The sequence below is a fragment of the Arthrobacter sp. Y81 genome, from assembly GCF_002929335.1.
GTDB lineage: Bacteria > Actinomycetota > Actinomycetes > Actinomycetales > Micrococcaceae > Arthrobacter.
The window spans coordinates 183,284-209,112 of the sequence record NZ_PJIL01000006.1; the positions used below are offsets into that span (position 1 = coordinate 183,284).

General features: G+C 65.8%; 21 protein-coding genes. 12 read left to right on the forward strand and 9 right to left on the reverse strand.

The features are described from left to right. Positions 1-57: 57 nt before the first annotated feature. The 4 genes from CXQ91_RS10360 to CXQ91_RS10375 are packed head-to-tail and all read right to left on the reverse strand — an operon-like array spanning position 58 to position 3,975. On the reverse strand, positions 58-1,398 hold the full coding sequence (locus CXQ91_RS10360) for an MFS transporter (RefSeq protein ID WP_104173836.1): 1,341 nt from the start codon (positions 1,396-1,398) through the stop codon (positions 58-60). A 54-nt stretch (positions 1,399-1,452) separates the two neighbouring features. Then, on the reverse strand, positions 1,453-2,466 hold the full coding sequence (locus CXQ91_RS10365; RefSeq protein ID WP_104173837.1) for a biotin-dependent carboxyltransferase family protein: 1,014 nt from the start codon (positions 2,464-2,466) through the stop codon (positions 1,453-1,455). Beyond that, positions 2,463-3,182 carry an allophanate hydrolase subunit 1 gene (locus CXQ91_RS10370; RefSeq protein WP_104173838.1) on the reverse strand — a complete coding sequence of 240 codons (720 nt, stop codon included), beginning with the start codon at positions 3,180-3,182 and terminating at the stop codon, positions 2,463-2,465. The genes CXQ91_RS10365 and CXQ91_RS10370 overlap by 4 nt, the downstream gene beginning before the upstream one ends. A gap of 1 nt (position 3,183) precedes the next feature. Continuing rightward, complete coding sequence (locus tag CXQ91_RS10375) at positions 3,184-3,975, reverse strand: LamB/YcsF family protein (protein ID WP_104173839.1); 792 nt, start codon at positions 3,973-3,975, stop codon at positions 3,184-3,186. A 323-nt stretch (positions 3,976-4,298) separates the two neighbouring features. On the opposite strand from CXQ91_RS10375, the gene nac reads away from it, so the two are divergent. Together nac and CXQ91_RS10385 are read left to right on the forward strand one after the other, a co-directional pair. Further along, positions 4,299-5,216: a nitrogen assimilation transcriptional regulator NAC gene (gene nac / locus CXQ91_RS10380; RefSeq protein WP_104173840.1), complete on the forward strand. Its 918-nt coding sequence runs from the start codon at positions 4,299-4,301 to the stop codon at positions 5,214-5,216. A gap of 163 nt (positions 5,217-5,379) precedes the next feature. Then, entirely contained in the window at positions 5,380-5,595 is a 216-nt protein-coding gene (locus CXQ91_RS10385) for a hypothetical protein (RefSeq protein WP_104173916.1), read from the forward strand. A gap of 86 nt (positions 5,596-5,681) precedes the next feature. Here CXQ91_RS10385 and CXQ91_RS10390 read toward each other — a convergent pair whose 3' ends face one another. The 3 genes from CXQ91_RS10390 to CXQ91_RS10400 form a co-directional block, all read right to left on the reverse strand. After that, entirely contained in the window at positions 5,682-6,356 is a 675-nt protein-coding gene (locus tag CXQ91_RS10390; protein WP_104173841.1) for a 4-carboxy-4-hydroxy-2-oxoadipate aldolase/oxaloacetate decarboxylase, read from the reverse strand. 71 nt (positions 6,357-6,427) lie between these two features. Then, on the reverse strand, positions 6,428-7,636 hold the full coding sequence (locus CXQ91_RS10395) for an aspartate transaminase (protein WP_104173842.1): 1,209 nt from the start codon (positions 7,634-7,636) through the stop codon (positions 6,428-6,430). Positions 7,637-7,799: 163 nt separating this feature from the next. Beyond that, positions 7,800-8,726 carry a helix-turn-helix transcriptional regulator gene (locus tag CXQ91_RS10400; RefSeq protein ID WP_104173843.1) on the reverse strand — a complete coding sequence of 309 codons (927 nt, stop codon included), beginning with the start codon at positions 8,724-8,726 and terminating at the stop codon, positions 7,800-7,802. A 176-nt stretch (positions 8,727-8,902) separates the two neighbouring features. Here CXQ91_RS10400 and CXQ91_RS10405 point away from each other — a divergent pair, with 176 nt between their 5' ends. The 8 genes from CXQ91_RS10405 to CXQ91_RS10440 all read left to right on the forward strand — a co-directional run bounded on the left by CXQ91_RS10405 (position 8,903) and on the right by CXQ91_RS10440 (position 17,295). After that, a complete protein-coding gene (locus CXQ91_RS10405; RefSeq protein ID WP_258073928.1) occupies positions 8,903-9,748 on the forward strand; it encodes an aldo/keto reductase in 846 nt (281 codons plus the stop codon). Positions 9,749-9,805: 57 nt separating this feature from the next. Beyond that, positions 9,806-10,777: an aldo/keto reductase gene (locus CXQ91_RS10410; protein ID WP_104173844.1), complete on the forward strand. Its 972-nt coding sequence runs from the start codon at positions 9,806-9,808 to the stop codon at positions 10,775-10,777. Beyond that, a complete protein-coding gene (locus CXQ91_RS10415; protein WP_104173845.1) occupies positions 10,771-11,790 on the forward strand; it encodes an NAD-dependent epimerase/dehydratase family protein in 1,020 nt (339 codons plus the stop codon). The genes CXQ91_RS10410 and CXQ91_RS10415 overlap by 7 nt, the downstream gene beginning before the upstream one ends. 68 nt (positions 11,791-11,858) lie before the next feature. Continuing rightward, the gene (locus tag CXQ91_RS10420) at positions 11,859-12,689 is read left to right on the forward strand and encodes an aldo/keto reductase (RefSeq protein WP_104173846.1); all 831 of its coding nucleotides are present in this window, start codon (positions 11,859-11,861) and stop codon (positions 12,687-12,689) included. 134 nt (positions 12,690-12,823) lie between these two features. Next, complete coding sequence (locus tag CXQ91_RS10425) at positions 12,824-13,087, forward strand: GlsB/YeaQ/YmgE family stress response membrane protein (RefSeq protein ID WP_104173847.1); 264 nt, start codon at positions 12,824-12,826, stop codon at positions 13,085-13,087. Positions 13,088-13,238: 151 nt separating this feature from the next. Continuing rightward, positions 13,239-13,772: a hypothetical protein gene (locus CXQ91_RS10430; protein WP_104173848.1), complete on the forward strand. Its 534-nt coding sequence runs from the start codon at positions 13,239-13,241 to the stop codon at positions 13,770-13,772. 294 nt (positions 13,773-14,066) lie between these two features. After that, entirely contained in the window at positions 14,067-16,226 is a 2,160-nt protein-coding gene (locus CXQ91_RS10435; RefSeq protein WP_104173849.1) for a glycogen debranching N-terminal domain-containing protein, read from the forward strand. 13 nt (positions 16,227-16,239) lie between these two features. Then, positions 16,240-17,295 carry a glycosyltransferase family 4 protein gene (locus CXQ91_RS10440; RefSeq protein WP_104173850.1) on the forward strand — a complete coding sequence of 352 codons (1,056 nt, stop codon included), beginning with the start codon at positions 16,240-16,242 and terminating at the stop codon, positions 17,293-17,295. Here the strand turns inward: CXQ91_RS10440 and CXQ91_RS10445 are convergent. After that, positions 17,292-18,152, reverse strand: a complete 861-nt coding sequence (locus tag CXQ91_RS10445; protein ID WP_104173918.1) for a putative protein N(5)-glutamine methyltransferase — start codon at positions 18,150-18,152, stop codon at positions 17,292-17,294. The genes CXQ91_RS10440 and CXQ91_RS10445 overlap by 4 nt on opposite strands. 224 nt (positions 18,153-18,376) lie before the next feature. On the opposite strand from CXQ91_RS10445, the gene CXQ91_RS10450 reads away from it, so the two are divergent. Beyond that, a complete protein-coding gene (locus CXQ91_RS10450; protein WP_374953648.1) occupies positions 18,377-21,487 on the forward strand; it encodes an alpha-amylase family glycosyl hydrolase in 3,111 nt (1,036 codons plus the stop codon). Positions 21,488-21,541: 54 nt separating this feature from the next. On the opposite strand, the gene pdxA is transcribed toward CXQ91_RS10450, so the two are convergent. Next, a complete protein-coding gene (pdxA, locus tag CXQ91_RS10455) occupies positions 21,542-24,025 on the reverse strand; it encodes a 4-hydroxythreonine-4-phosphate dehydrogenase PdxA (RefSeq protein WP_104173851.1) in 2,484 nt (827 codons plus the stop codon). Positions 24,026-24,252: 227 nt separating this feature from the next. Between pdxA and CXQ91_RS10460 the strand changes: the two genes are divergently transcribed. Next, on the forward strand, positions 24,253-25,827 hold the full coding sequence (locus CXQ91_RS10460; protein ID WP_104173852.1) for an ABC transporter substrate-binding protein: 1,575 nt from the start codon (positions 24,253-24,255) through the stop codon (positions 25,825-25,827). The last annotated feature ends 2 nt before the right edge of the window (positions 25,828-25,829 follow it).

The following is a 25,829-nucleotide window of genomic DNA, read 5'->3' on the forward strand; positions in this document are numbered from 1 at the left end:
GGACCCGGCCAACGTGCTGTGGATTTGCCGGCGGAGTGGATCAGGTACGGCTGCGGGTCAGGCGTCCCGCAGCGGCTCATGGGCCCGGTCTTTGACCGTGCTGACCGCCGCGAGGGTGCCCAGCGCCGTGATGACGGCGTAGAACGCGGGCATGTAGATGTTGCCGGTGCTCGAGATGAGCCAGGTCATCAGCAGCGGGGCCGTGCCTCCGAACAGGGCGGAGGAAACGTTGTAGCCCAGGCCGTAGGCGGAGTAGCGGACGCGGGTGGGGAAGAGTTCCACGATCAGGATGTGGATGACGGCGGTGTGTCCGGCGAAGACCACTGCCATGATGCAGGCGCCGAGGATGGCGAGGCCCATGTTGCCGGTGGCGATCAGGGCGTAGGCCGGGATGCCGACGATTGCCATGGCGATGGCCGAGCCGGCGATCACTTTTTTCCGTCCCACACGGTCCGACAGGGCGCCCATGAACGGAATGGCGATGCAGATGGCGACGAGGCTGCAGGCGGTGACGATGAGCGCCTCGCCGATGGTGAAGTTCAGCTGCTTGCCCTTCAGGAAGGTGGGCATGTAGGAGAACAGGACGTAGTAGCCGGAGCCGTTCATCAGCGGGATGAACAGGGCCAGGACCATGGCACGGCGGTGTTCGGCGGACTTGAACGCTTCCTTGAGGGGGTTCTTGGACAGGCCGCCCTCTTCCTTCAGCTTCACGAAGTTGGGGGTGTCGCTGATGGCCTTGCGGATGTACCAGCCGATGATGCCCATGGGGATGGCGACAAGGAACGGGATACGCCACGCAAAGGCGCCGAATCCGCCGCCGTCGATGGCCGCCTGGCTGAGCCACGGCGACATGGAGAACGCCACGAGGGTACCGGTGAGGAGAGCCGCGAAGGATGCGATCTGTGCGTAGGAAGTGATGATGCCGCGCTTGCCTTCGGGGGCGTGCTCAGCCAGGAACGTCATGGCACCGGCAGCCTCGCCGCCGACGGAGAAGCCCTGCACCATCCGCAGCAGCACAAGCAGTACGGGTGCGGCGATGCCGATCGCGGAGTACGCTGGCAGGAGCCCGATGCCTGCGGTGGCCACGCTGATGAGCAGGATGACGAAGACCAGCAGTTTCTGGCGTCCGATCCGGTCCCCGAGGAAGCCGCAGACCACCGCGCCGAGGGGCCGGACGAAGAACGAGACGGCGTAGCCGGCGAAAACGAACAGCAACGCGTTGTCCGGGTTTCCGGGCGCCAGGAAGACGAGCGCCAGCGTCCCCGCCATGAAGGCGAAGATGCCGTTGTCGTACAGTTCCACGAAAATGCCGACGCAGCCGGCTGTGACGACTTTGCGGGTCTGCTTGCTGCTGAGCCGCTCTTGGTGCGGCTGGGCCGCACGCGTTGAAGTTGACATGGCTTTCCTAACTAAGGGGAGGGTAGCAAGGCTTTGGAGCTGATGCGAGGGTTTTTAGCTTCCTACTGCCGGAGCCAGATCGTGCCATTGGGGCTGGGCGCCGATCCCGAGGAGGCCGAACACCGTGGTGACGGCGGCCCGGAGGTTTTCGAGTTGGCGTGTAGCCGTCCGGAGGGCTCCGGCGGCTTCGGCCACAGTGGTTCTGCGGAAGGTGACCGTGTGCCCAGGCCTGGCCTGAGCCAGGATGTCCAGGGACATGCTGGTCACCACGGCCAGGACCGGATAGCCGGCGGTGACACCGCGGCCGCGGTGCAGGACCAGGAGTTCGTCCCGGGACGGGACTTCCACAGCCCCGACCGGAACGCCGCGGGAGAGCAGTTCGGCGGACGACTGCCGTTCCGGCAATTCACCGCCAAGGCGGAGGCCGATGTGGTTGCTGCGTCCGCTGACTGTAAAGCTCGAGGAAAACAGCAGGCCGGCCGAGTCGCCGAACTCGTCGATGTCCGGGCCGTCGGTGACGTCCACTACGAGCTCGGTTCCGAACTCGGGGCGGCTGAGCCCCAGCCGGAACAGCGGCAGGTCGAAATAGGGCTGGCGGATCGGGGCCACGCTGCGGCGGACCTCCAGTTGCGTCCCTTCCGCCAGTTTGAGGCCGAAGCCGACGACGGTGTCCGGGGCGCAGCTTCCCAGCAGGACCGGCGCCGCGACTGAACCGTGGACGGCCAGGTAGGCGCGGAGCCCGCCGGTCATCCCCCGGACCGCCAGGGTTTCGCCGGCCCGGACCGAGACGGGTTCCCACTGCGGGCAGGTCCTGCCACCGACGGACAGGGTGACCGGCGCTCCCGTGACGGCAACGAGGATGTCGGTGTCCGTCCGCAGCCGGAAGTCCAGCGCCGTGATTTCGATGAGGGGATCGTTGTCCTCGTTGCCGGCGAGAATGTTGGCGGCCCGGGCGGAGAACTGGTCGAGGGCGCCGTTCACGGGCAACCCGTAACGCGGCCCGCGGAACCGGCCAAGGTCGGTGACCACGGAGTTTCCGGGCTGGCTGATGGTCAGGACGCCGCTCATCGTGCCGGCTCCAGGTACCGCCCGGCGTACCCGCCGAAGTCAGCCGCCGGGACGGGGATGAAGCTCAGCCTGTCTCCGGGCATGTAGGGGACCAGCGGCTCGTTGGCCAGGTTCAGCAGGGTAAGCGGGGTCTGCCCGATGACGCACCATCCGCCGGGAGCGGTGGCCGGGGCGATGACGGCCTGGCGGCCCGCCACGGCAACGGCACCTGCCGGCACGCTCAGCCGGGGATCCTTGAGGCGGGGCACGGGCAGCGGGAAACCGGGGCCGTCCATCATGGGCGATCCAGCGGGAGCTCCGAGGCACCTGATGACGTAGGAACCGGCGCAGTGCAGCCTGACGACGTCTTCCGTACTGAGCCCCTGCTGGCCTGCAACACGTTCCAGGTCGGGGCCGTATTCGCCGCCGTAAACCACCGGCACATCGAACTCCCGTGGTGCCCGGACCTGGGTGTCAGCGTGGCCGAGCTGGCGCAGTCCGAGCTGCACGAAGGCTTTGACCTGCCGGGCCGAAGTGGAGCGGGCATCAAATTCGACCAGCACGGAGTCGTAGGTGGGAACGGCGCCGTAGACTCCGTCGGCTCCCGAGGATTCCAGCCACTCTGCGAGGCGGTGAACCGTTGTCCAGTTGGCTTCACGGTCTGCATCCACTGCCACCACGCGCAGGGCAGAGTCGCCTGACTCGTGCACCTCGATGGCCGCTGCGTTGACGGGCATATCAGGCCACCTTTTCCTGCCTGGCGGCAAGCACCTGTGCCAGTGGGGCGATGGTGACCCCGGCCGCCGTGAGCTCGGCCCGGATGAGCCGCGCAAGCTGCACGGCTCCGGCGTTGTCGCCGTGGAGCAGGATGGTGTCTGCCTGGATGGGGATGTCGAAGCCGGCAACGGTTTCGATCAGGCCCTCGCAGACCATCCGGACTGTCCGTTCCACGATCACTGAAGGATCATGGATGACTGCGCCGTCCCGGCCCCGGGGGACCAGGGTGCCGTCGGCTTCGTAGGCGCGGTCCGCGATGCCAACAATGGCAACATCGAGGCCGCGATCGGCGGCGGCCAGGGCGAGTTCGCCGTCCTGGGCCAGGATGATGAGCCGGGGATCGGCTCCAAGTGCGGCGTCTGCCACGGCGGCCGCGTAGTCCGCCCGCGTGGCCACGAGGTTACCCAGGCGTCCGTGCGGTGCCAGATGGGCGACCCGGGTTCCGTGGTAAGCCGCAAAACCGGACAGCGCGCCAAGCTGGTAGAGGACGTCGGTGCGTACTTCGGCGGGAGCCAGGTCCATGGCCCGGCGACCGAAACCCCGGAGGTCCGGGAAGCTGGGGTGGGCGCCAATTCCGACTCCGCGGCGCACGCATTCGGCTACCGTGGCGTCCATGATGTCCGGGTCGCCGGCGTGGAAACCGCAGGCGATGTTCGCACTGGACACAACCTCGAGCAGGGCCGGGTCATCCCCCACGGTGTAGGCGCCGAAGCCCTCGCCCAGATCGGCGACGAGATCAACTGTCGGATTCATCTTTGCCTCACTAGCGTGGATGGTGGTCAATGCCTTTTCAGGAACATTAGGGGAAGAATATTTCATGTAAGTAAATTTAAAAGTCCATAAATAATCGGAATGACCCCACAGGAATTTGTTATGAATTCCTCTATTCCGGGCCGTCTTTGCTTGAATAGATTCTGGCATCGAGACGGAGCTCACACAAAGACCGATTCAATGTCACGTGATAGGTAGTCGCTATGACCCGTGAGCCCCGGTCACCAACTTCACGCGGGTTCGGGAGACATAGAATCGGGCTATGACCACTGCCTTCCGGGAGCGGCGGAGAAAGGTGGAGAGGCATGGACACCAGGAAGTTGGCCTACTTCGTGCAGATCGTTGATTCCGGCAGCATCACCAAGGCGGCCGCGGCCCTGCATGTGGCGCAGCCGGCGCTGAGCCAGCAGGTTTCATCGCTCGAAAACGACCTGAAACAGCGGCTGCTGATCCGCAGCAAGAAGGGCGTCGAGCCGACGGCGGCCGGCCACACCCTGTACCGGCACGCCCAGATGATCCTTCGCCAGGTGGAGCAGGCCCGCCAGGACGTGGAAACATCCGGGGCAACACCTTCGGGCCGTGTTTCCGTTGCAATCGCCCCGTACAGCATGGCCTCCAGCCTTGCGCCGCAGATCATCAGCGAGGTCAACCGCCGGTACCCGGACGTCGTCGTGCACCTGACGGAGATCTACGGCGGCGTCCTGAGCGAGGCCATCAAAAACGGCCGGCTGGACATGGCCCTCATTTACGAGCCGGGGCCGATCCGCGGCGTCCAGTTCACCACCATGATCGTCGAAGACCTCTACCTGGTGATCAGCCCCAAAGCCGGGATCAAGGCAGCGGACGGGGAGATCAGACTCCGTGATGTGGCCGGGCTGGGGCTCTTCCTGCCCGAAAAGATCCACACCCTGCGCCAGATCGTGGAACGGGGTTTCGACGAGAGCAACCTCCGCTTGCGCCTGATGGGCGAGGTGGAATCCGTCCCCTCGCTCGCAAGGCTGCTGCGGGCCAACCTGGGCGCCGCGATCCTGCCACGGTCTGCGGCGGAAGCATTGTTCCACGAAGAGGACTTCCAGGTGCTGCGCATTACCGGCCCGGCGTTGCAGTCAAAAATTGCACTGTGCACCCCCGACCACGAACCCCTTTCCGAGGCCGCATCCGCCGTTCTGATTATATTGAAGGAAATGCTTCAGAACATGATGAGCCAAAAGTATGGCCAATAGATCGAACTCCCCGGCGTCGGCAAACCAGCCATAGTTCCGCCTTATCGGATCACCCGAATTAGGTATTATTCACGGCGCCGGAATTTCCCTAGGATCAAGGAAACAAATTGATTCAATTTCCGCCCATAGGGAATTGACCAGGGAATCCGTGAGGTATACCGCCATGAAGAAAACAGGCACAACCGCTGCACTCACCTCCCGCCCCGCTAGCCGGCTGGCGGCGAGGACAGGAAGCCACTGCCCCGTCAACGGTTTCTGGCGCGCCGAAGCCGACACTGCCGATCCGCTGTTCGTCTTTGAAGGCAGCATCATGCCCACCCGCGCAGGTCGTGGCACCACCTGGTACCTCGTCGATACCAGGAGCCGGCTGGCGGATTGAGCCAGATAAGCGCGAACAGGCAGCTGATGCCCTCAAATCCTCGATTTGAGGGCATCAGCTGCCTGTTCGCGCCGGTCTCAAGTGTCCTAGACTTCCACGAGCAATCCCTTGGCCTTCAGCACGTCGGTCAGCTTGCAGAGCTCAATGGTGGTTCCGCCGTCGTGGTACTGCCTGATCAATTCGCGTTCGGCGTCGTCGCGCGCCTGTGACAGGGCGATGACTTCCTCGGCTTCCTCGCGGCGGACCACAACGACGCCGTCAGCGTCGCCGCGGAGGATGTCACCGGGGTAGATGATTTCGTCGCCGAACACGACGGGGTGGTTGACCGGACCCAGGGTTTCCTTCACGGTGCCTTTGATGCAGATGTTGCCGGAGAAGACGGGCAGCCCCAGTTCGATCAGGTCCTGGGTGTCGCGTACGCCCGAGTCCGTGACCATCGCGGCGATTCCCTTGGCCTTCATGGCGTTGCCCAGCACGTCGCCGAACGTCCCGGCCTCCTCGTACTCCCCTGCCGCCACCAGGACAACGTCGCCGGCCTGGGCGTAGTGGATGGCCACCTGCAGCATCAGGTTGTCCTGGGGTGCGCAGCGGACAGTGACGGCCGGCCCGCAGAAGGACATGGACCGGTCGATCGGCTTGATCCGCGAGCTCAGGGCGCCCTTGCGGCCCTGGGCTTCGTGGATGGTGGCGGAGGAAAAGGCGGAGAGCCGGCTGACGACGTCGGCGTCCGGGCGTTCGATGTTGGCCTTGACGTGGATCATGGGAGATTTCCTAACAGGAGTGGGGATTGCTGGTTGGGTGAGGCGGAGGTGCCGGCGGATGGTGCCGGAGCTCAGCTGAGGGCCCGGACTGCCTTGTCGATGGCCGCTGTGGCTTCCTGGATGATGTCCAGGCTGGTGGCAAAGGAGATGCGGAAGTACGGTCCGAGCCCGTAGGCGGATCCATGGATCGTGGCGACGTGCGCCGCGTCGAGGAGGTACAGCGTGAAGTCCTCATCGGAGCTGATTTCAGCGCCGTCAGGCGTCCGCTTTCCAATGACGCCGGCGCAGTTTACGTACGCGTAGAAGGCGCCTTCGGCGGGGGCACAGTGCAGGCCGTCGACGGCGTTGAGCCCGGCCACGGCGGCGTCACGGCGGTCCCGGTAGACGGCAACGCTCTCGCTGACGAAGTCTTGGGGCCCCGACAGGGCTGCCGCGGCCGCTGCCTGGCTGACCGAGGACGGGCAGGACGACATTTGGGACTGCAGCTTGTTTACGGCTGCGATGAGCGGCGCGGGACCGGCTGCATAGCCAAGCCTCCACCCGGTCATCGCATAGGCCTTGGACACCCCGTTCACCAGGAAGATCCGGTCCCTCAGCTCCGGAGCCACCTCGACGAGGCTGGCAATCCGGCCCTGGCCGAAGTAGATCTCGTCGTAAATTTCATCGGTCAGGACGTTGACCTGCGGGAAGTCCCGAAGTGCCTCGGCCAGGGCACGAAGTTCCTGGCGGCTGTAGACGGCGCCGGTGGGGTTCGACGGCGAGTTGAGGATCAGCCACTTGGTGCGGGGCGTAATGGCACCGCGCAGCGCGTCCGGCGTGAGTTTGAAGCCGGCCTCCTCCGCGCACGGGACAATGACGGGCGTGCCGTCGTTCGCCAGGACCATGTCCGGGTAGGACACCCAATACGGAGCCGGGATAATGACCTCGTCCCCGGCGTCCAGTGTGGCCATGAGCGCCAGGAAGATCACTTGCTTCGCACCGCCGCCGATGGTGATCTGGTCCGGTTCGAACCTGACCCCGGTGTGGTATTCCAGCCTTCCCAGGATGGCTTTCTGGAGCACGGGGGTGCCGCTGACGGCGGTGTATTTCGTTTCACCGGCGTCGATGGCGGCGACGGCCGCGGCCTTGATGTGCGGCGGTGTGTCGAAGTCCGGTTCACCGACCGTCAGGTCAAGGATCCGGCGGCCCTCGGCTTTGAGTTCACGTACCCTCGCGGCAGCTGCCACGCTAGGAGACGATTTGATGCGGCTGGCGCGGGCTGCTGGGGAAAAATCAGGCATGGTCTCTTCCAGGTTCTTGAGTGGGACGCAACCAAAGAACGGTTCCTTCATTCGAGCGTAGGGACTCGGTGGAGGAATGGATAAGACCTATTCTGCGTGGACGGATAAGCAGAACTTATGTCAGGGCACGGCAAGATCCCGGCAGCTACCGGCCGTTACGGGCTTAGGACGCGCTGCTGGCGTCGCTGACATCCGCTATTTGTGTGGCCTGCGGTCCGCCGGTGGTCCCCGACACGCCGCCGGAGTCCCCTGCTGCTCCGGCGCCGAAGCTGCCCAGCAGCATCAGGGAATCGGCCGACGGCGAACCCGGCTTCGCGGAAAACACCCGGAGGACCTGGTCCGGGTCGTCCGGCAGCACCAGGTTTTCAAAGTTCAGTTCCAGGTCCCCGACCACGGGGTGGTGGAGCCGAAGGCTGCCTGCGGACGGCGCGGCCACCCTGTGCCCGGCCCACCATTGGCGGAAGTGTTCGCTGTGCACCGCGAGTTCGCCCACCAGCTGATTGGCCTGGGCATCGTTCGGGTGCCGGCCGACGTCCACGCGCAGGGCACCGACGGCTTCGGCCGCCACGGTCTTCCAGTCCCGGAACAGTTCGCGGGTGCGCGGCTCGAGCATGAGCCAACGGGTCAGGTTACGCTCCCCTGCGGGCATGGCAAGGAAGTCGGCAAACAACAGGAAGGCCAGGCGGTTACCGGCCAGGACATCGTTCCGGCGGCCCAGGACCAGCGCCGGGACATCGCCCACTGCGCCCAGCAGTTGGCGCAGCGCCGGCCGGACGCCCTGGGCCGGGATCGGCGGGCGCTGCGATTCAGCGCAGTGTTCCAGGAGGTCCATCATGTGCGCCTGCTCGCTGGAGTCCAGGCGCAGCGCCCGCGCCACGGAATCGAGCACGGCCCTGGACGGGTGGATGTTGCGGCCCTGCTCCAGGCGGGTGTAATAGTCCGTGCTCACATCCGCCAGCCGGGCTATCTCCTCGCGGCGCAGCCCGGGAACCCGCCGGGCACCCGAGGTGCCCGGCAACCCGGCGTCCTCAGGCTTCAGCCGTGACCGCATGGCTTTGAGGAATTTTCCAAACTCGGCGCTCTGACCCATGCCTTCCATTGTGCACGGCTGGGAAGCCCCTTTTCTACAACGAAGGTAGGACTGCCAGTCCTAGGAAAAACAGGAACAGGCATGCCTACTGACAGGGCACCGGAAAGTGCATAGGCTCGATGCATAGCCCGTATGAAAGCGGTTTCCCGCGAGCCCTCCGACCGGAAGAACTGACGATGTCCCAGACAAACCTAACCACCATCCCGCAGCTGACCCTCAACAACGGCGTACAGATCCCGCAGCTCGGCTTCGGCGTCTTCCAGGTGCCGCCGGAAGAAACACAGCGCATCGTCGAGGACGCGCTCGAGGCCGGCTATCGCCACATTGACACCGCCGCGGCCTACCGCAACGAGGCAGGCGTCGGGGCCGCCATCGCCGCCTCCGGCATTCCGCGCGAGGAAATCTTCATCACCACCAAGCTCCGCAACGGCGAACAGGGCACCGCCCACGAGGCTTTCCAGAACAGCCGCAAGGCACTTGGCGTCGACTTCGTGGACCTCTACCTGATCCACTGGCCGGTGCCGTCGCAGGGGCTCTTCACCGACGCGTGGAAAGCGATGGAAAAGCTCTACGCCAACAGCCAGATCCGCGCCATCGGCGTCTCCAACTTCCTTCCGGAGCACTTGGACACCCTCCTCCCGGCGGCGGATGTGGTCCCGGCCGTTAACCAGTTCGAAATCCACCCCACCTTCCAACAGCAGGAACTGGCGGCCAAATGCCGGGACCTCGGCATCGCCGTGGAGGCCTACAGTCCGCTGGGCCAGGGGTCTGACCTGAATGCCGCCGCAGTAAAAGCGCTGGCCGGCAAATACGGTGCAACGCCGGCCCAAGTGGTCCTGGCCTGGCACCTCGCCCAGGGCACCATCGTCATCCCCAAGTCCGCCGATTCGAAGCGGATGCGGGAGAACCTCGGCGCCGTCGCCGTCGGGCTCTCACCCGACGAACTTACCGAAATCACCGCGTTGGAGTCCGGTGCCCGGGCTGGCGCCGACCCCGCCGTCGCCGCCTTCAGCCAGATGTAACCAGCCCCCGCGCCGGCGCCAGACACCCTGAACTCCATTAAGCAAAGGACCCTCATAATGCAGTACACCCACCTTGGCCGTTCCGGCCTGAAAGTATCCCGCCTGTGCCTGGGCACCATGAACTTCGGACCCCAGACCGACGAAGCGGCCGCGCACTCCATCATGGACTCCGCCCAGGAGTCCGGCATCAACTTCTTTGACACCGCCAACGTCTACGGCGGCTCCGGCAAGCACGGCTGGACCGAGGAAATCATTGGCCGCTGGTTCGCCCGGGGCGGCGAGCGGCGCGAACGCACGGTGCTGGCCACCAAGCTCTACGGCACCATGACGGACCGGCCCAACGACTCCAAACTGTCCGCCCTGAACATCCGGCGGGCCCTCGACGCCAGCCTCAAGCGGCTCCAAACGGACTACATCGACATCTACCAGTTCCACCACATCGACCGGAACACGCCGTGGGACGAGATCTGGCAGGCGATGGACGTGGCCGTCCAGCAGGGCAAGATCCTGTACGCGGGCAGCAGCAACTTTGCCGGCTGGCACATCGCCCAGGCCCAGGAATCCGCCGCCCGGCGCAACTTCACCGGGCTGGTCAGCGAGCAGTCCATCTACAACCTCCTCACCCGTAACGTGGAGCTGGAAGTCATCCCGGCTGCGCAGCAGTACGGACTGGGGCTGATCCCCTGGTCGCCCCTGCACGGCGGCCTGCTGGGCGGGGTACTGAAGAAAGAGCGCGACGGCGTCCGGCGTACCGAAGGACGGGCCGCCGAAACGCTGAAGAAGCACCAGGAACAGATCCGCCAGTACGAGGACCTGGCCGACGACCTCGGCCACGAGCCCGGGGACATTGCCCTCGCGTGGCTGCTGCACCAGCCTGCGGTCACCGCACCGATCGTGGGTCCGCGCACGCAGGAACAGCTCGACGCCGCCATCAGGGCCCTGGACGTGACGCTCGACGCCGATGCGCTCAAGCGCCTTGACGACATCTTCCCCGGCCACCGGACGGCCCCGGAAGACTACGCCTGGTGACTCGTCCCGCAACGGTGGCGTCGTCGTCGGACATCCTGTTCATCGGCGGAACCGGCGTAATCAGCGCGGCGGCGGCGGAACTCGCCGTCGCGCTGGGCCACCGGCTAACCATCCTGAACCGCGGAATGTCCGCGACCCGGCCGGCGCCCGGAGGCGCCGAGGTGGTCACCGCCGATATCCGGGACGCGGCGGCCGTGCGCGAGGCGCTGCGCGGCCGCGAGTTCGACGCCGTGGCGGACTTTATTTCCTTCACCCCGGACCACGCGGCGGCGGCCATCGGGCAGTTCTCGGGCCGGACCGGCCAGTACGTGTTCGTCAGCTCAGCCTCCGCGTACCAGAAGCCGCCCGCCCGCCTGCCGATCCTGGAATCGACGCCGCTGCGCAACCCCTTCTGGCAGTATTCCCGGGACAAAATCGCCTGCGAGGACCTGCTCATGCGGGCTTACCGGGACGACGGCTTCCCGGTCACGGTGGTCCGCCCCTCCCACACCTACGACCGCACCAAAATTGCCCTGCTGGGAGGTTGGACGGACATCCACCGTATGCGGCAGGGCCTGCCGGTGCTGGTCCATGGAGACGGCACGTCGCTGTGGACGCTGACGCACAGCCGGGACTTCGCCAAGGCCTTCGTGGGCCTGCTGGGCCGGCCGCAGGCAGTGGGCGAGAGCTACACCATCACCTCCGACGAGTTCCTCCCCTGGGACCAGGTGTACCGGCTGTTTGCCCGGGCTGCCGGCGTCGCGGCCCCGGAACTGGTGCATGTGGCTTCGGAAACCATCGCGGCGCACGATTCCGGACGTGGCCCGTGGCTGCTCGGCGACAGGGCGCACTCCGTGGTGTTCGACAACTCGAAGATCAAGTCGCTGGTGCCGTCCTTCCACTGCTCCATCCCGTTCGCGGACGGCGCCCGGGAAATCGTCCGCTGGCACGATGCGCACCCCGAACTGCAGCAGGTTGACGCCGGATTCATGGATCTCAGCGACCGGCTGGTCGACTGGGCGCGCCGGCCGTAAATGAATCGTTGGAAGACTGTGCCGTTGGAGATCTGTGCAAACCGACTTCGATAGGAAAGACTCGTTGAATGGCACTTTCACCAGTGATTGAGCTCAATGACGGACACCGGATTCCCCAGATCGGACTGGGGACCTGGCCGCTGGACGACGAACAGGTGGCTGCCGCCGTCGTGCAGGCCGTGGAAGCCGGTTACCGCCACATCGATACTGCGGTGAAATACGGCAACGAAGCGGGCGTGGGTAACGGCATCCGCTCGAGCGGCCTGGACCGGTCCGAGCTGTTCATCACCACGAAACTGGACGGCGAATTCCAAGGCCAGGACAGGGCCGTGGCCGGACTGGACGGATCACTCAAACGCCTCGGCCTGGACTACGTGGACCTGCTGTTGATCCACTGGCCCCTCCCCCGGCGGGACGAATTCATCTCCACCTGGAAAACTTTTGAACGGCTGCAGGCCGACGGCAAGGTACGTTCAATCGGCGTCTCCAACTTCAAGCCTGCGCACTTGGAAAGACTGATGGACGCCTGCGATGTGGTGCCGGCCGTCAACCAGATCCAGGTCAGCCCGTCCATCACCCGGATAGTGGATATCGCCTACAACCGGCGGCATGGAATCGTCACCGAGTCGTACAGTCCGCTGGGCGCGGGCAGCGACCTCCTGAACGCCCCAGTACTGGGAAAGATCGCCCAAAAGCACAGCAAGACCCCTGGCCAGATCGTGCTCCGCTGGCACATCGAGCAGGGCCTCGTTGCCATCCCCAAGTCGGCCAATCCACAACGCATGAAAGAGAACCTGGGCATCTTCGGCTTTGCCTTGGACGCGGACGACGTAACTGCCATCGCCACGCTGGACGGAGGTGACGAGTCCGGAGTTAATTCTGACGTCCAAGGTCACTGAAAGCCGGCGCTCCCCAGAAACTCGCAGGGCCGCCGACTGGCAGATTAATACTAAGCATGATTAGTATTAGGTAGAAGGATGAAGCGTGCCCGGGATCCGGGCACCTCCTCAATGAAAGAAGAAGGAACGATAAAATGGGTTTTTTCGCATTTCTGATTCTGGGCCTCATCGCCGGAGCCATCGCTAAGGCAATCCTCCCCGGCCGGCAGGGTGGCGGCATTATCATGACGCTCATCCTTGGCGTCGTCGGTGCCCTCCTGGGCGGCTGGATTGGCAGCCTGCTCTTCAACGTAAACATCAACGAGTTCTTCTCGCTGTCCACTTGGCTCCTGGCCATTGGCGGTGCGATCATCGTCCTGCTTGTTTACGGCATGATCACCAAGCGCACAGCCCGCTAAAGCGGAGTCTGGCCTGAAAAACGGCCCCGGGATTCCTTCCCGGGGGCCGTTTTTTCATTCACGGCCCTCTATTCTGTGGCCTTTTGTTTGTGGGCAACCCCTTGAACGGTCCGCCCGAGTACGGAACCTTCTCACGGAGCAGGAGTACAACATGAAAGCAAAACTTCTTTTTGGTACAGGTGTGGCAGCCGGATTTATCCTGGGATCCAGGTCCGGCCGCGCCGCCTACGAGAAAATCAAGGCACGGGCTGCCGCCCTCTGGGACAGCAAGCCGGTCCAGGACAAAGTGGCTGCCGCGACCGAGGCGGTCAAGGAAAGGGCTCCCGAAGTCTCTGATCAGCTGACCGAGGCGGCCCGCCGCGCAGGCACGGTCATCAGCTCCGCCGTCCACCGTGACAACGCGGCCGGCACCGGCAAGAACGGCGCCAAGGACAGCCCGGCGAAAAGCGGCGATTCGAGCACGGAGAGTCTGCTGCCGGCCGGCGACTACGTCCCGTCCCACAGCACGCACCCGGAGACCGTCAACCTCGGCACCTCGGACGGCAGCACACCTGACAGCAGCACACCTGACGTCACCAGCGATCCGGCACTGAATGACTCAACCGGCCAGGACTGGTCCGACGAAGGCGGCGCCACGCCTGCCGGGGCCGCCACGAACGTTAACCCTGAGCGGGCTTCCAGCTAGTTCACGGAGTCCAGCCTCAACAGGGCGGGGTCCTCCCGTGCCGGACGCATTGTCCGGCCAAGGGAGGGCCCCGTTTCGTGTTCCCGGCGGCGCCCCTTCGTTCCGGCCGCGGCGGCACAGTTTGCGTACCTGCCGGGCTTCAAAATCCTTGCCCGAAGTCAGTCGGAATTCTAGAATGTGGGTGGCTAAGCAGTCAGCCATTGAATCCTCGGTCCGGAGTGAATTCATGAGCTTTCGACGCCTGGCCCCAATCCACGCAACCTCCCCGGCGCATCCGGCCCGTCGGCGGCGGCCATGAACGGCTGGAACCTGGACACCGCCGGATCAATCGGCCACAACGCAGTGACCATCGTTGAAGGATCCTCCTTCTTTATTTCGGCCGGGAACGGCGACCTGGATCTCACCTTGGCGCACGGCGCCTTCTATCAGGACACCCGGATCATCTCGCGCTGGAACCTCATGATCAACAACCACCTGGTGGAAGAACTCACGTCGGTGAACCCGGAACCCTACCGGGCAGTATTCACCGGCCGTGCGCCCCAGCCGGACGGAGCGGCCGACCGCCCCATGGTGATCGAGCGTGACCGGCAGGTGGGCGACGGCGTCCGCGAGACGCTGACTGTGCACAACTACTCCAGCGTCCCCGCACCCTGCAGCATCAAACTGGCGGTGGAGGCGGACTTCGCGGACCTGTTTGAGGTTAAGGCCGGCCGGAAGACCCGGCAGCTGCGCCCCTCCCACCGGCCGGAGAGCGACCGGCTGATCATCAGCGGCCGCCACAACGGGAGGCTGCTGGGTGTGACGGTCAGGGCGCCCGGAGGGGACGTGAACCGGCACGGCGTGATGTACAAGGTGACCGTTCCAGCGAAGGGATCCTGGACTGCCACCATTGTGGTCACGCCAAGCTCGGACGGCAGCGAACCGGCGGGCAGGTTCTCCGCCAGCATCCCGCAGCACGAATCGGTTCCCGCCCTGCGCCACCGACGCTGGGGCGCCGCTGCACCCCAGGTCACCATGGACAATCCAGTGCTCGAAAGGGTCCTGCGCCAGAGCCAGCAGGACCTGGGCTCACTGCGGATCGCGGACCCGGCGCATCCGGACCGCACGGTGATTGCCGCGGGAGCCCCGTGGTTTATGGCCCTGTTCGGACGCGACTCGCTCCTGACCTCCCTCATGGCGCTTCCTGTGGATCCCGCGATCGCGCTGGGCACCCTACAGACCCTCGCCGAACACCAGGGCCAAAAAATCAACAAGCTCACCGAGGAACAGCCCGGACGGATCCTCCACGAGGTGCGCCTGGGTTCCGGCGCCGCCCTGTCGCTGGGCGGGGACACGACCTATTACGGGACGGCGGATGCCACTCCGCTGTTCGTTAAGCTCCTGGGGGAAGTGAGCCGCTGGGGGCTGGAGACGCGGGCAGTGCAGGAGCTCCTGCCCAGTGCGGACCGTGCGCTGGACTGGATTACCAGCTACGGCGACCGTGACGGGGACGGCTTTGTGGAGTATGAGCGCGCCACCCGGCACGGGCTCCTCAACCAGGGCTGGAAAGACTCCTACGACGGCGTCAACTTTGCGGACGGCACCCTCGCCGAACCGCCCATCGCCCTGTGCGAGGTCCAGGGCTATGTCTACAGCGCCTATGTGGCCCGGGCACTGCTGGCCCTGGACGCCGGAGACGCCACTCTGGCCCGCATCTGGGGCGACCGGGCTGCCGAACTGAAGGAGGAGTTCAACCGCAGGTTCTGGCTGCCGAAACGCGGTTATTTCGCCGTGGCCCTGGACAAGGACAAACGGCCCGTGGATGCCTGCGCCTCCAACATGGGGCACTGCCTGTGGTCGGGCATCGTGGACGATGACAAAGCGGCCCCCGTGGCGCAGCGCCTGATGCAGCCGGACATGTTCTCCGGCTGGGGCGTCCGCACGCTGGCTTCCACCATGGGTGCTTTTAACCCCGTGAGCTACCACAACGGCTCCGTGTGGCCGCACGACAATGCCCTGATTGCCGACGGGCTGATGCGCTACGGTTTCATCGAAGAGTCCCAGCGCGTGGCTATGGCCGTCTTCGACGCCGCGGAGGCTTTTGGCGGCAGGCTCCCGGAGCTTTTCTGCGGTTTCCCACGAGAAGCGGGCCGGGCCCCGGTGGCCTACCCGTCGTCGTGCTCACCGCAGGCGTGGGCCTCGGCCACCCCCATCCACCTCATCCGGGTCCTGCTGCGCTTTGATCCTTCCGCTTCCACCGGCCGGCTCTGGCTGAGCCCTGCCTTCCCGGACGGATTCGGCTACCTGCGAAAAGAGCAGGTGCCGCTGGCCGGTTCCCGGCTGACCATCGAGGTTTCGGGAAACAACGCACACGTGACGGGGCTGCCGCCGTCGATTGAGCTGCATCTGGGGACGCAGGAACCCCTGGCGGACCTCATTAGGGTCCACCATGACCCCGGCCGGAAGGCTGGCTGATATAGGAGGCTCTATGCGTATTGGCATCGTGGCACCGCCTTGGATTCCTGTTCCCCCACCTAGCTACGGCGGGACGGAATCGGTGGTCCACACCCTTGCCGTGGGGCTCGCGGAGGCAGGGCACGACGTTGTGCTTGCCGCCTCGGGCGATAGCACCTGCCCCGTTCCGAGGGTTCCAAATCTCTCGGAATCGTCGGGCCTCTGCATGGATTCGGGAAGGCAGGAGATCCTGCATGTCCTCCGCGCCTACGAAGCGATGCAGGATGTGGACGTCGTGCATGACCACACACTGCTGGGTCCGTTGTGCCGGCGGAAGGGACCCGATGTTCCCCGCGTCACCACCCTGCACGGGCCGTTCGACGACGAGCTTACGCAGATTTACCGCGCCATGCACGGGGAAGCCTCACTCGTGGCCATCTCGCAGCACCAGGCCTCCACCGCCCGGGGAGTGAAGATCGACGCCGTCATCCATCACGGCATCGACCTCCGGTCCGTCCGGTTCAGCCCGTCGCACAATGGCGGAGCCTGCTTCCTGGGTCGCATGCACCCGAGCAAGGGCCTCCTGCAGGCCATCATGGTGGCACGCCTGGCGGGCATCCCACTGCGGATCGGCGCGAAGATGCGCGAACCGTTTGAACAGGAATACTTCCACGACGTGATCGAACCGCTGCTGGGTGCTGATATCGAATACCTCGGCGAGCTGGGCACTGCCGACAAGTACCGGCTGCTGGGCGAATCCGTCGCCCTGCTGAATCCGATCCAGTGGCCGGAACCGTTCGGGATGGTCATGATCGAGGCGCTGGCCGCCGGCACGCCCGTAGTGGCCACGCGTCGGGGTTCGGCACCGGAAATCATCAGCGACGGGGAAACGGGGTTCCTCGCGGACAGCCTCCAAGGCCTCGCGGAGTCGCTCCGGGGCGCCGGCTGGCTGCGCCGCAATGACTGCCGGCGGGCGGCCGAGCAGCACTTCAGTTCACAGCGGATGGTCCGGGAGTACATCAGGTTCTACTCGGGGCTGCTGGCAGGATCACCGCGGGCCGCGGAGGAGCAGGCCGCCGCCGGGTTCTAGCCTCTCCTGCCCATCGCCGCAGCGCCCGTCGCGGCAGTGCCCATCGCTACAGTTCCGATCGCTACAGTTCCGATCGCTACAGTGGCGTCCAGCTCCGGGTCGCTCGCAAGCCGGGCTGTCAGTCCTGCCTGCCGCATAAGCCCGATGGTCTGCCGCGCCTGGCCCCGGCTCGTCTCGATCAGCACGTGCCCGCCGGGTGCAAGCCACTCCGTTGCCCCGGCAATAACCCGCCGCTGGATGTCCAGCCCGTCCGGCCCGCCGTCCAGGGACATCCGCGGTTCGTGCGTGCGGGCCTCCGGCGGCATGGTGCCGATCGCCGCCGTGGGGACATAGGGCGCGTTGGCCACCAGGACCCGGATGCGGCCGCGGAGCCCGGGCGGCAGCGGGTCGAAGAGGTCGCCCTCATGGACGCGGCCGCCGGCCGGTTCCAGGTTCCGCTTGGCGCAGCGCACTGCGTTGGGGTCCAGGTCCGAGGCATGCAGTTCGATTCCGGCCAGGCGCGCGGCCAAGGCAGCCCCCACGGCACCGGAACCGCAGCAGAGGTCGACGGCGGCGCGGCGGCCGCCGTCGGAAGGCCCGCCGTCGGAAGCGCGGAGCAGCAGCTCCGCCTGACGGACAAGGAACTCGGTCCGGCGGCGGGGCACAAATACGCCTGTAGCCACACCGATGCGAAGCCCGCAGAATTCAGCCCAGCCGAGGATGTGTTCGAGCGGGAGTCCGGCGATGCGCCGTTCGATCATCGCCTCGAGCTCCGCGGCTGAGGTTGCTGCCTCTGCGAGCAGGCGGACTTCGTCTTCGGCAAAGACGCAGCCGGCTGCGCGGAGACGGCGGACCGGGTCTTCCGGACTGTCCGCAATCCCGGTGCGGCCGGTCCGCGATGTGCTTTCTGGTGGCAAGTACAGGCTCCCTCAGCGGCAGGCGGTGGGATTCATGCTACCGAACCGGGGACGGTACCAAGCAACCTTGGAATTTGCTGGAAAATGTCAGTGCAAGCGCTTACAGTGTGACTTGGCTCTCAGGAGCCGGTCTCCCGCATCGTCCTTCACAGCAGCAATGTCGCTAACCGGAAGGTTTCCTCATCGTGTTTTCCCGCAGTGCAATCCACAAGAATCCACCCCGCAAAAATTCACTCCTCAAGCCTGCGGCCAGGCGTGCCGCCGCAGCGGTCACGGCGCTGGTTATCGCGACCGCGCTGGCGGCACCGGCTAACGCGTTACCGGCCAGCGCGGCGCCGGAGCCGAAAGGCCCGGGCTCCCCGTCGGCCGCCCATTCGCTCCGCGCACCGGTGACGGATGAGAACTTCTACTTCGTGATGGCGGACCGCTTCAGTAACGGAAGCAGCGCAAACGACGACGGCGGGCTCGGCTCCGATCCGATGGTCTCCGGCTTCGACCCCACGAAAAAAGGCTTCTACAACGGCGGTGACCTTAAAGGACTGCTGGACAAGATCGAGTACATCCAGGGCCTGGGCACCACGTCCATCTGGCTGACGCCCAGCTTCAAGAACAAGGCGGTCCAGCCCGAGGACAAATCGGCCGGCTACCACGGCTACTGGGTCACCGACTTCACCCAGATCGACCCGCACCTGGGGACCAACGACGAACTGAAGACGCTGATCGACGAAGCACACTCGCGCGGGATGAAGGTCTACTTCGACATCATCACCAACCACACCGCGGACGTGATCGGCTACGAGGAAGGCAACCGGGCCGCCTACATCTCAAAGGATGCGGCGCCCTACAAGACGGCCGCCGGCGAGGAGTTCGATGACCGTGACTTCGCCGGATCGGAGGACTTCCCCGCACTGGACCCGAAAACATCTTTCCCCTACAAGCCCAAGCTGGAACCCGGCGAGGAAGAGCTAAAGGTTCCCGCGTGGCTCAATGATCCCGCGCTTTATCACAACCGCGGCGACACCACCTTCCAGGGCGAGGACTCCTTCTACGGCGATTTCTTCGGCCTGGACGATCTCTTCACGGAGCACCCGAAAGTGGTCGACGGAATGGTGGACGTCTACGAAAAGTGGATCCGCGACTTCGGCGTGGACGGCTTCCGGATCGACACCATGAAGCACGTGAACGACGAGTTCTGGCAGGAGTTCGGGCCCAAGGTCCTGGACTACGCCAAGGAACAGGGCAAGGACGAGTTCTTTATGTTCGGCGAGGTCTTTGACACGTCCAAGAGCTTCACCTCGCAGTTCACCACCCGCAACAAAATGCAGGCCGTGCTGGACTTCCCGTTCCAGGACGCAGCCAGGAACTTTGCTTCCCGGAGCCAGGGGGCGGCCCAGCTGGAGGCGTTCTTCGCCGCCGACGACTGGTACACCGACGCCGACTCCAACGTCTACCAGCTCCCCACGTTCCTGGGTAACCACGACATGGGCCGGATCGGCAGCTTCATTGCCGCGGACAACCCGGGCGCGGACGACGCCGAACGCGTTGCCCGGGACCGGCTGGCCCACGAACTGATGTACTTCTCGCGCGGCAACCCCGTGGTGTACTACGGCGACGAGCAGGGCTTCACCGGTCCCGGCGGGGACCAGGATGCCCGCCAGACACTCTTCGCCAGCCAAGTGCCCGAATATCTGGACGATGACCTGCTTGGAACCGACGCCACGCATGCCACGGACAATTTCGACACCGGCCATCCGCTCTACAGCAAGATCAGCGAACTCGCCGCGCTGACTGCCGGGCACCCGGCCCTGCGCGACGGCGCCCACCAGAACAGGTACGCCTCGGACGGCCCGGGAATCTACGCATTCTCCCGCACGGACGCGACGGACCAGCGCGAATACGTGGTGGCGGTGAACAACAGCCAGACCGCACAGACGGCGGCGGTGCCCACGTACATCGCCAAGCGCACGTACAGCCGGATCTATGGCGACGCCGGCTCCGCAACGGAATCCAAGTCGGCCGCGGACGGCAAGCTCACCGTCACTGTTCCGCCGCTTTCCGCAGTGGTCTACGAATCGTCAGGCCGGATCCCGCACTCCAAGGCGGCTCCCGCCGTCGTGCTTCAGGAGCCGGCAACAGCGGAAGGCGACAACGGCAGGATCCGGGCGGCGGCCGACGTCGACGGTTCCTCGTTCTACGAGGTCACCTTCCAGGCGCGGACAGCGGGCGGAGAATGGGAGCCGATCGGCACGGACGACACCGCCCCGTACCAGGTGTTCCACGAGGTCACCGGGCTGAACCCCGGCACGGCCGTGGAATACCGCGCGGTGGTCCTCGATAACGGCGGGCACACCTCCGCGAGCGCGGCCCGGACCGGCACTGTCCCCTCTCCAGTCCTCGTGATGCAGAAACCGGCCGAGGGCAGCAGCGTGGACGGCAAGGTGGAAGTCAGTGCCACCGCCAGCCCGGAGAAGGCAGACTACACGGTCAGCTTCGAGCGGAGCGTCAACGGCGGCGACTGGGCTGCCATCGGTTCGGACAGTTCATCGCCGGCATACACCGTCTTTGACGATGTAGCGGCGCTGGGCCTCGCCGACGGCACCGACGTCCGGTACCGGGCAACGATGGCCGTTCCGGGCGCGGCGAACGTGGTGAGCGATATCCGGACCGTGGTGGCCGGCGAGATCCCGCAGCCGGATACGGTCACGGTGGCCGGCAGCCTGAATTCCGAGCTGGGCTGCCCGGACGACTGGCAGCCTGCCTGCGGGGAGGCCTTCATGGCGCTCGACCCGGCGGACAAGGTGTGGCGCCTCACGGTGCCTGACCTCCCGGCGGGGACGTACGAGTTCAAGGCCGCCATCAACGGCAGCTGGGACGAAAACTACGGGGCAGGCGGCGCCTTCAACGGCGGGAACATCGTGCTGGAGCACCCGGGAGGTGCAGTCACATTCCGGTACGATCACACGACCCACCTGCTCAGCCCGGTCTACGCTTCGCAGCAGCCCGGTTCAGTGGCCGCGGCCGGCAGCATGAACTCGGAGCTGGGGTGCCCGGAGGACTGGATGCCGGCGTGCGACCAGGCCCAATTGGTGCTGGACCCCGCCGACCTGGTCTGGAAGCTGTCCGTACCCGGCCTTCCCGCCGGCACATACGAGTTCAAGGCCGCTTTGGACCGGTCCTGGGCTGTGAGCTACGGAGCGGGCGGCTCCCCGAACGGCGCCAACATCAGTTTGGCGCACGACGGCGGTCCCCTCACCTTCCGGTACGACCATTTCACCCACGTGATGACTGCCGGATAGGGGCCGCCGCTGGCCGGCCCGGCGCTCCTACTTCCGGAGCGCCGGGCTCAGTGCTTACTTCCGGAGCGCCGGGCTCGGGGACATCTCCGCTGCCTGCCGAAGTGCTTCGATCATGCTGCGCACGTCCACGATGCCCTTGCCCGCGATGTCGAACGCGGTGCCGTGGTCCACCGAGGTGCGGATGACGGGCAGCCCTACCGTAATGTTGACGCCGGCCTCGATGCCCAGGACCTTCACGGGACCGTGGCCCTGGTCGTGGTACATCGCCACGATCAGGTCGTAGTCGCCGCGGCCGGCCAGGAAGAAGGCGGTGTCGGCCGGGAGCGGACCGATGGCGTCGACGCCGTCGGCCTGCAGCTTTTCGATGGCCGGGGTGATCTTCTCGGCTTCCTCGCCGTACCCGAACAGTCCGTTCTCCCCGGCATGCGGGTTGATGGCGCAGACACCGATTTTGGGGTTGGCGATGCCGGCGCGCTGCATGGCTTCGTAGCCGCGGCGGACGGTCCGTTCCACCAGGCCGGGTTCGATCTTGTTGATGGCATCGATCAGGCCGATGTGGGTGGTGACGTGAATGACCTTGACCTTGGGTGTGGACAGCATCATGGACACTTCTTCGATGCCCATGAAGTGCGCCAGCAGTTCGGTGTGGCCGGGGTAGATGTGCCCGGCCTTGTGCAGTGCCGCCTTGTTCAGCGGCGCCGTGCAGATGCCCTGGACGTCGCCCTTCATGCCGAGCTCGCAGGCGATGCGGATGTAGTGGTAGGCGGCGTTGCCTGCCTCGGCCGATTCCTGGCCCCAGGGCAGGTCCTTGGACAGCAGCTTGGGATCGATCACGTTGATGCGGCCGGGCTCAAAGACGGCTTCCTGCACGGTCTGGACCTCGACGATGTCGGGCGTGACGCCGAGGGCCTTGGCGCCGAGTTCAAGCCGGTAGACGTCGCCGATGACCACCGGGCGGCAGTCGCGGTAGGCGTTTTCCGCCAGCAGCGCGCCCACAGTCACTTCGGGGCCGACGCCGGCGCCGTCGCCCATGGTGACAGCGATGAAGGGGCGGGTGTCCTGCTCGGTTTCGTTCACTACAGCTGAATTCATTACTGCTCCAGATTTCTCGGAAGGGCGGTCAAGTGTTTGTTGGGTTGAAAGGCCGGCAACGGGCGAAACCCTGCGGCTTTGGATCAATTGGTGAAGTTGGGTCAGCGCGTGCCGGTCGCCGAAGCTGCCGGGTTTGGTGCCCACGAGCCTGCCGTCATCGGCGAGGCTGACCACGGCTCCGTGCTGGACGGCGTCGAGCGGTTCCAGGGCGGTGATGCCGAGCGCGTCGAGTACCTCCCGGGCAGTTTCGCCGCCTGTGAGAATGAGGTCGGGTTTGATCCCGGCCGTGGGGCCCGCCGCTGGGCGCGTCTCTGGGCCCGTCCCCCGGAGAATGCCGGAGACAAAGCGGGCCAGGTTGCGGACGATCACGCCCGCCTCGCCCGGATTCACCCGGTCCGCCGCAACCGTCAAGGCAACGGCCGCCCCGGCCGCGAGCGCATCCCTGGCGCGCTGTACCTGCGGCTGCTGCGCCGCCGGGCGGCCAAGCTGCTCCGGCCGGAGCCCGAGCAGCAGGAAACCCGCAGCTTCGAGGTCCTGCAACTGGCTCCGGGCCGTGTCGGAGGCGGAACCTACGACGGCGAGGACTGGCCCTGGGCTCCCTCGCGGCACAGCTGCCGGAGTACCGGTGACCGCGTCGCGTTGCTGGCCGGGCACATCGAGCTCCACAGACTGCGTGTTACGCGCAGGCTGCGCCCCGACGCTGCGTGCCAGGAGATCTGCAATCCCACCGGTACCCGCGAGGACCACCCGCCTGCCGCCTGCCTTGAACTCCAGCCGGACAAGCGCGTCCACAATGGCCGCCAGGTCCGCCTCGGTCTCACCATCGGCCACCACCACGGCAGGGGCCGCCCCGGACAGGATCCTGCCCAGCTGCACGGGAAGCTGTCCCGACCTCACAACATGGAGGTCCAGGAGATCAGCCGCAGGGCCCTCGGCTTGCTGCAGCAGGTCCGGCACACTGGCCGGCGGGGCAGCTGTTTCGGCCGCCCAGAGGCCGGTCCGGTTCAGCGGAACGCCGGCCACCACGGGCTTGCCCCCTACAACGGTCCTGCCCAGTTGGGGCAGGGCGCCGGCAATCACCACATGCAGCCCCAGGCCTGCAAGCGCGCCTATTTCTGCGCCCACGTTGCCCCGCCAGAGCGAGTCGATCTTCTTGAAAAGCACCCCTGCCGACGATGCGGCGGTGCCTCCGAACACTTCGGCCACGGCTGCCGCTGCCGCCCCGCCGGAGAGGTTCCGGGAGTGCGTGTCAACAACCACGACGGCGGCCGGCTGCGCTGCCTGGCCCGGAAGTTGAGCCGGCGCGATGGCCGGCGGCGTCGCCCCGGCCTGCGCCGGCGTCCCGGAGCCAAGGAGGACCCGCGTGGCCAGGCCTTGGCGGGCAAAGCACTGCCCTACTTCGGCGGCACCGGAAAAGTCATCGGCCTGAATAAGCACTGCTGTCACGTTCTCCTCCTCCCTTGGAATATGCGAACGGCCGGAACGGCGTTCGTGAAGAACATTCCGGCTTTCCGGGCCCTGGGGTCCGTACGTCCGATAGCCACCATCATGACACTATTGCGCGAAATGCGCCATAGGTGTTGCGCGAAACGCGCAACAGTGGCAGAGTGACCCATGTAACACGGCACAGGCCATCCGGCCGCCAGCCGTCCCGTTCTACCGAGAGGTCAACGATGACCGTTCTTCCTCAAGGAAGTGAGATTTCACGGCGCCGCCTCCTGCAGTTCGGCGCAGCCGCCGGTTTTCTCCTGGGCACAGGCGGCCTCGCCGGATGTGCCGGGCCCACAGGGCTACCGGGCCCAAGTACTTTGACTCTGGCCCTCAACAGGTCCCTGGTCAGCCTGGACAACAAGCTCAACCAGTTTGACGCCGCCGTCACTGTCCAGCGCGCTGTGCGTCAGGGCCTCACGGCCATCGGTCCGGAAACCAAGCCGGTGCTGGTCCTTGCGGACCGCTTCGAAATGACGGCCCCCACCGTATGGACCGTCCGGCTGCGCGACGGCGTCCGCTACTCGGACAACAGCCCCGTCCAGGTGGAGGACGTTGCCACGGCCCTGAAGATGTACCAGCAGGTGCAGGGCTCCTTCGTGGCCGGCTTCTTCCCCGAATTCCCCACCGTGGTGCCGGTGGATGACCGCACTTTCCGGATGGTCTCCAAAAAGCCCATCCCCATCCTGGACTCGCTCATGAGCATGATCCTGATTACCCCGGCCGCGCAGAACAAGCCGGAGGAACTGCAGGAAGGCGTGGGGACCGGCCCGTACGTGGTCACCAAGTTCAACCGCGGCGCAGGCACCTACAGCCTGGAGCGCAACCCGAACTACTGGGGTCCCGCACCGCAGGTGGAGAACGTGGAAGTCCGGTTCCTCCCCGAAGAATCCAGCCGCGTCATTGCGCTGCGCAGCGGCGAGGTGGACATCATCGACTCCATCACACCGGACTCGCGCGAACAGCTCGCCGGACTTCCCGGCGTCGTCCTTAAAGAGGCGTCCAGCCTCCGGCTGAACCAGATCTTCTTCAACTTCCGCAAGCCCGCAGGCCACCCACTGGCCGATCCCCGGGTGCGCCAGGCGCTGAGCATGGCCATTGACGGCGAAGCCCTGGTGCGGGACGTGCTGGTGGACTCCGTTACCCAGGCCGAGGGCGTCACGCCCTCCAGCCTCACCGGCTACCACAAGACCGGCACCTACACCTACGATCCGGAAAAGGCCAAGGCCAGGCTCGCGGAGCTGGGCGTCAAGGACCTCACCCTGAAGATCATCTGGGAAACCGGCGAGTTCGCGTCCGACACCTCCGTAATGGAGGCCCTGGTGGAAATGTTCGGCGCCGTCGGCGTGAAAACCGAGCTCCAGCAGTTCGAACCCGGCGGCAACATCCTAGCCTGGCGCCAGGGTAAGCAGGGGGACTGGGACCTGCTGGGCAACGGCTTCCCCAGCCCCACCGGCCTGGCCATCACCATGCTGCAGGGCATGTACTCCGGCACCCCGGAGAAGGAACAGACCCGCGACACCTACCAGGGCTACGTGATCCCCGAGGTCACGGCCAAGATCCAGGCCGCCTCCTCCGAAGCGGACCCGGCCCGCCGGACCGAACTGCTGAACGACGCGCAGCAGGCGGTGTGGGACACCTGGCCCTGTGCCTGGGCGTTCGTACCCAAGTCCGTCCTCGCCCACCGGGAGCGGGTGTCCGGCATCAACCTGGCACCCACCAACTCCTACCCCCTCGTTGATGTCCGGCTGGAGGCCTAAGC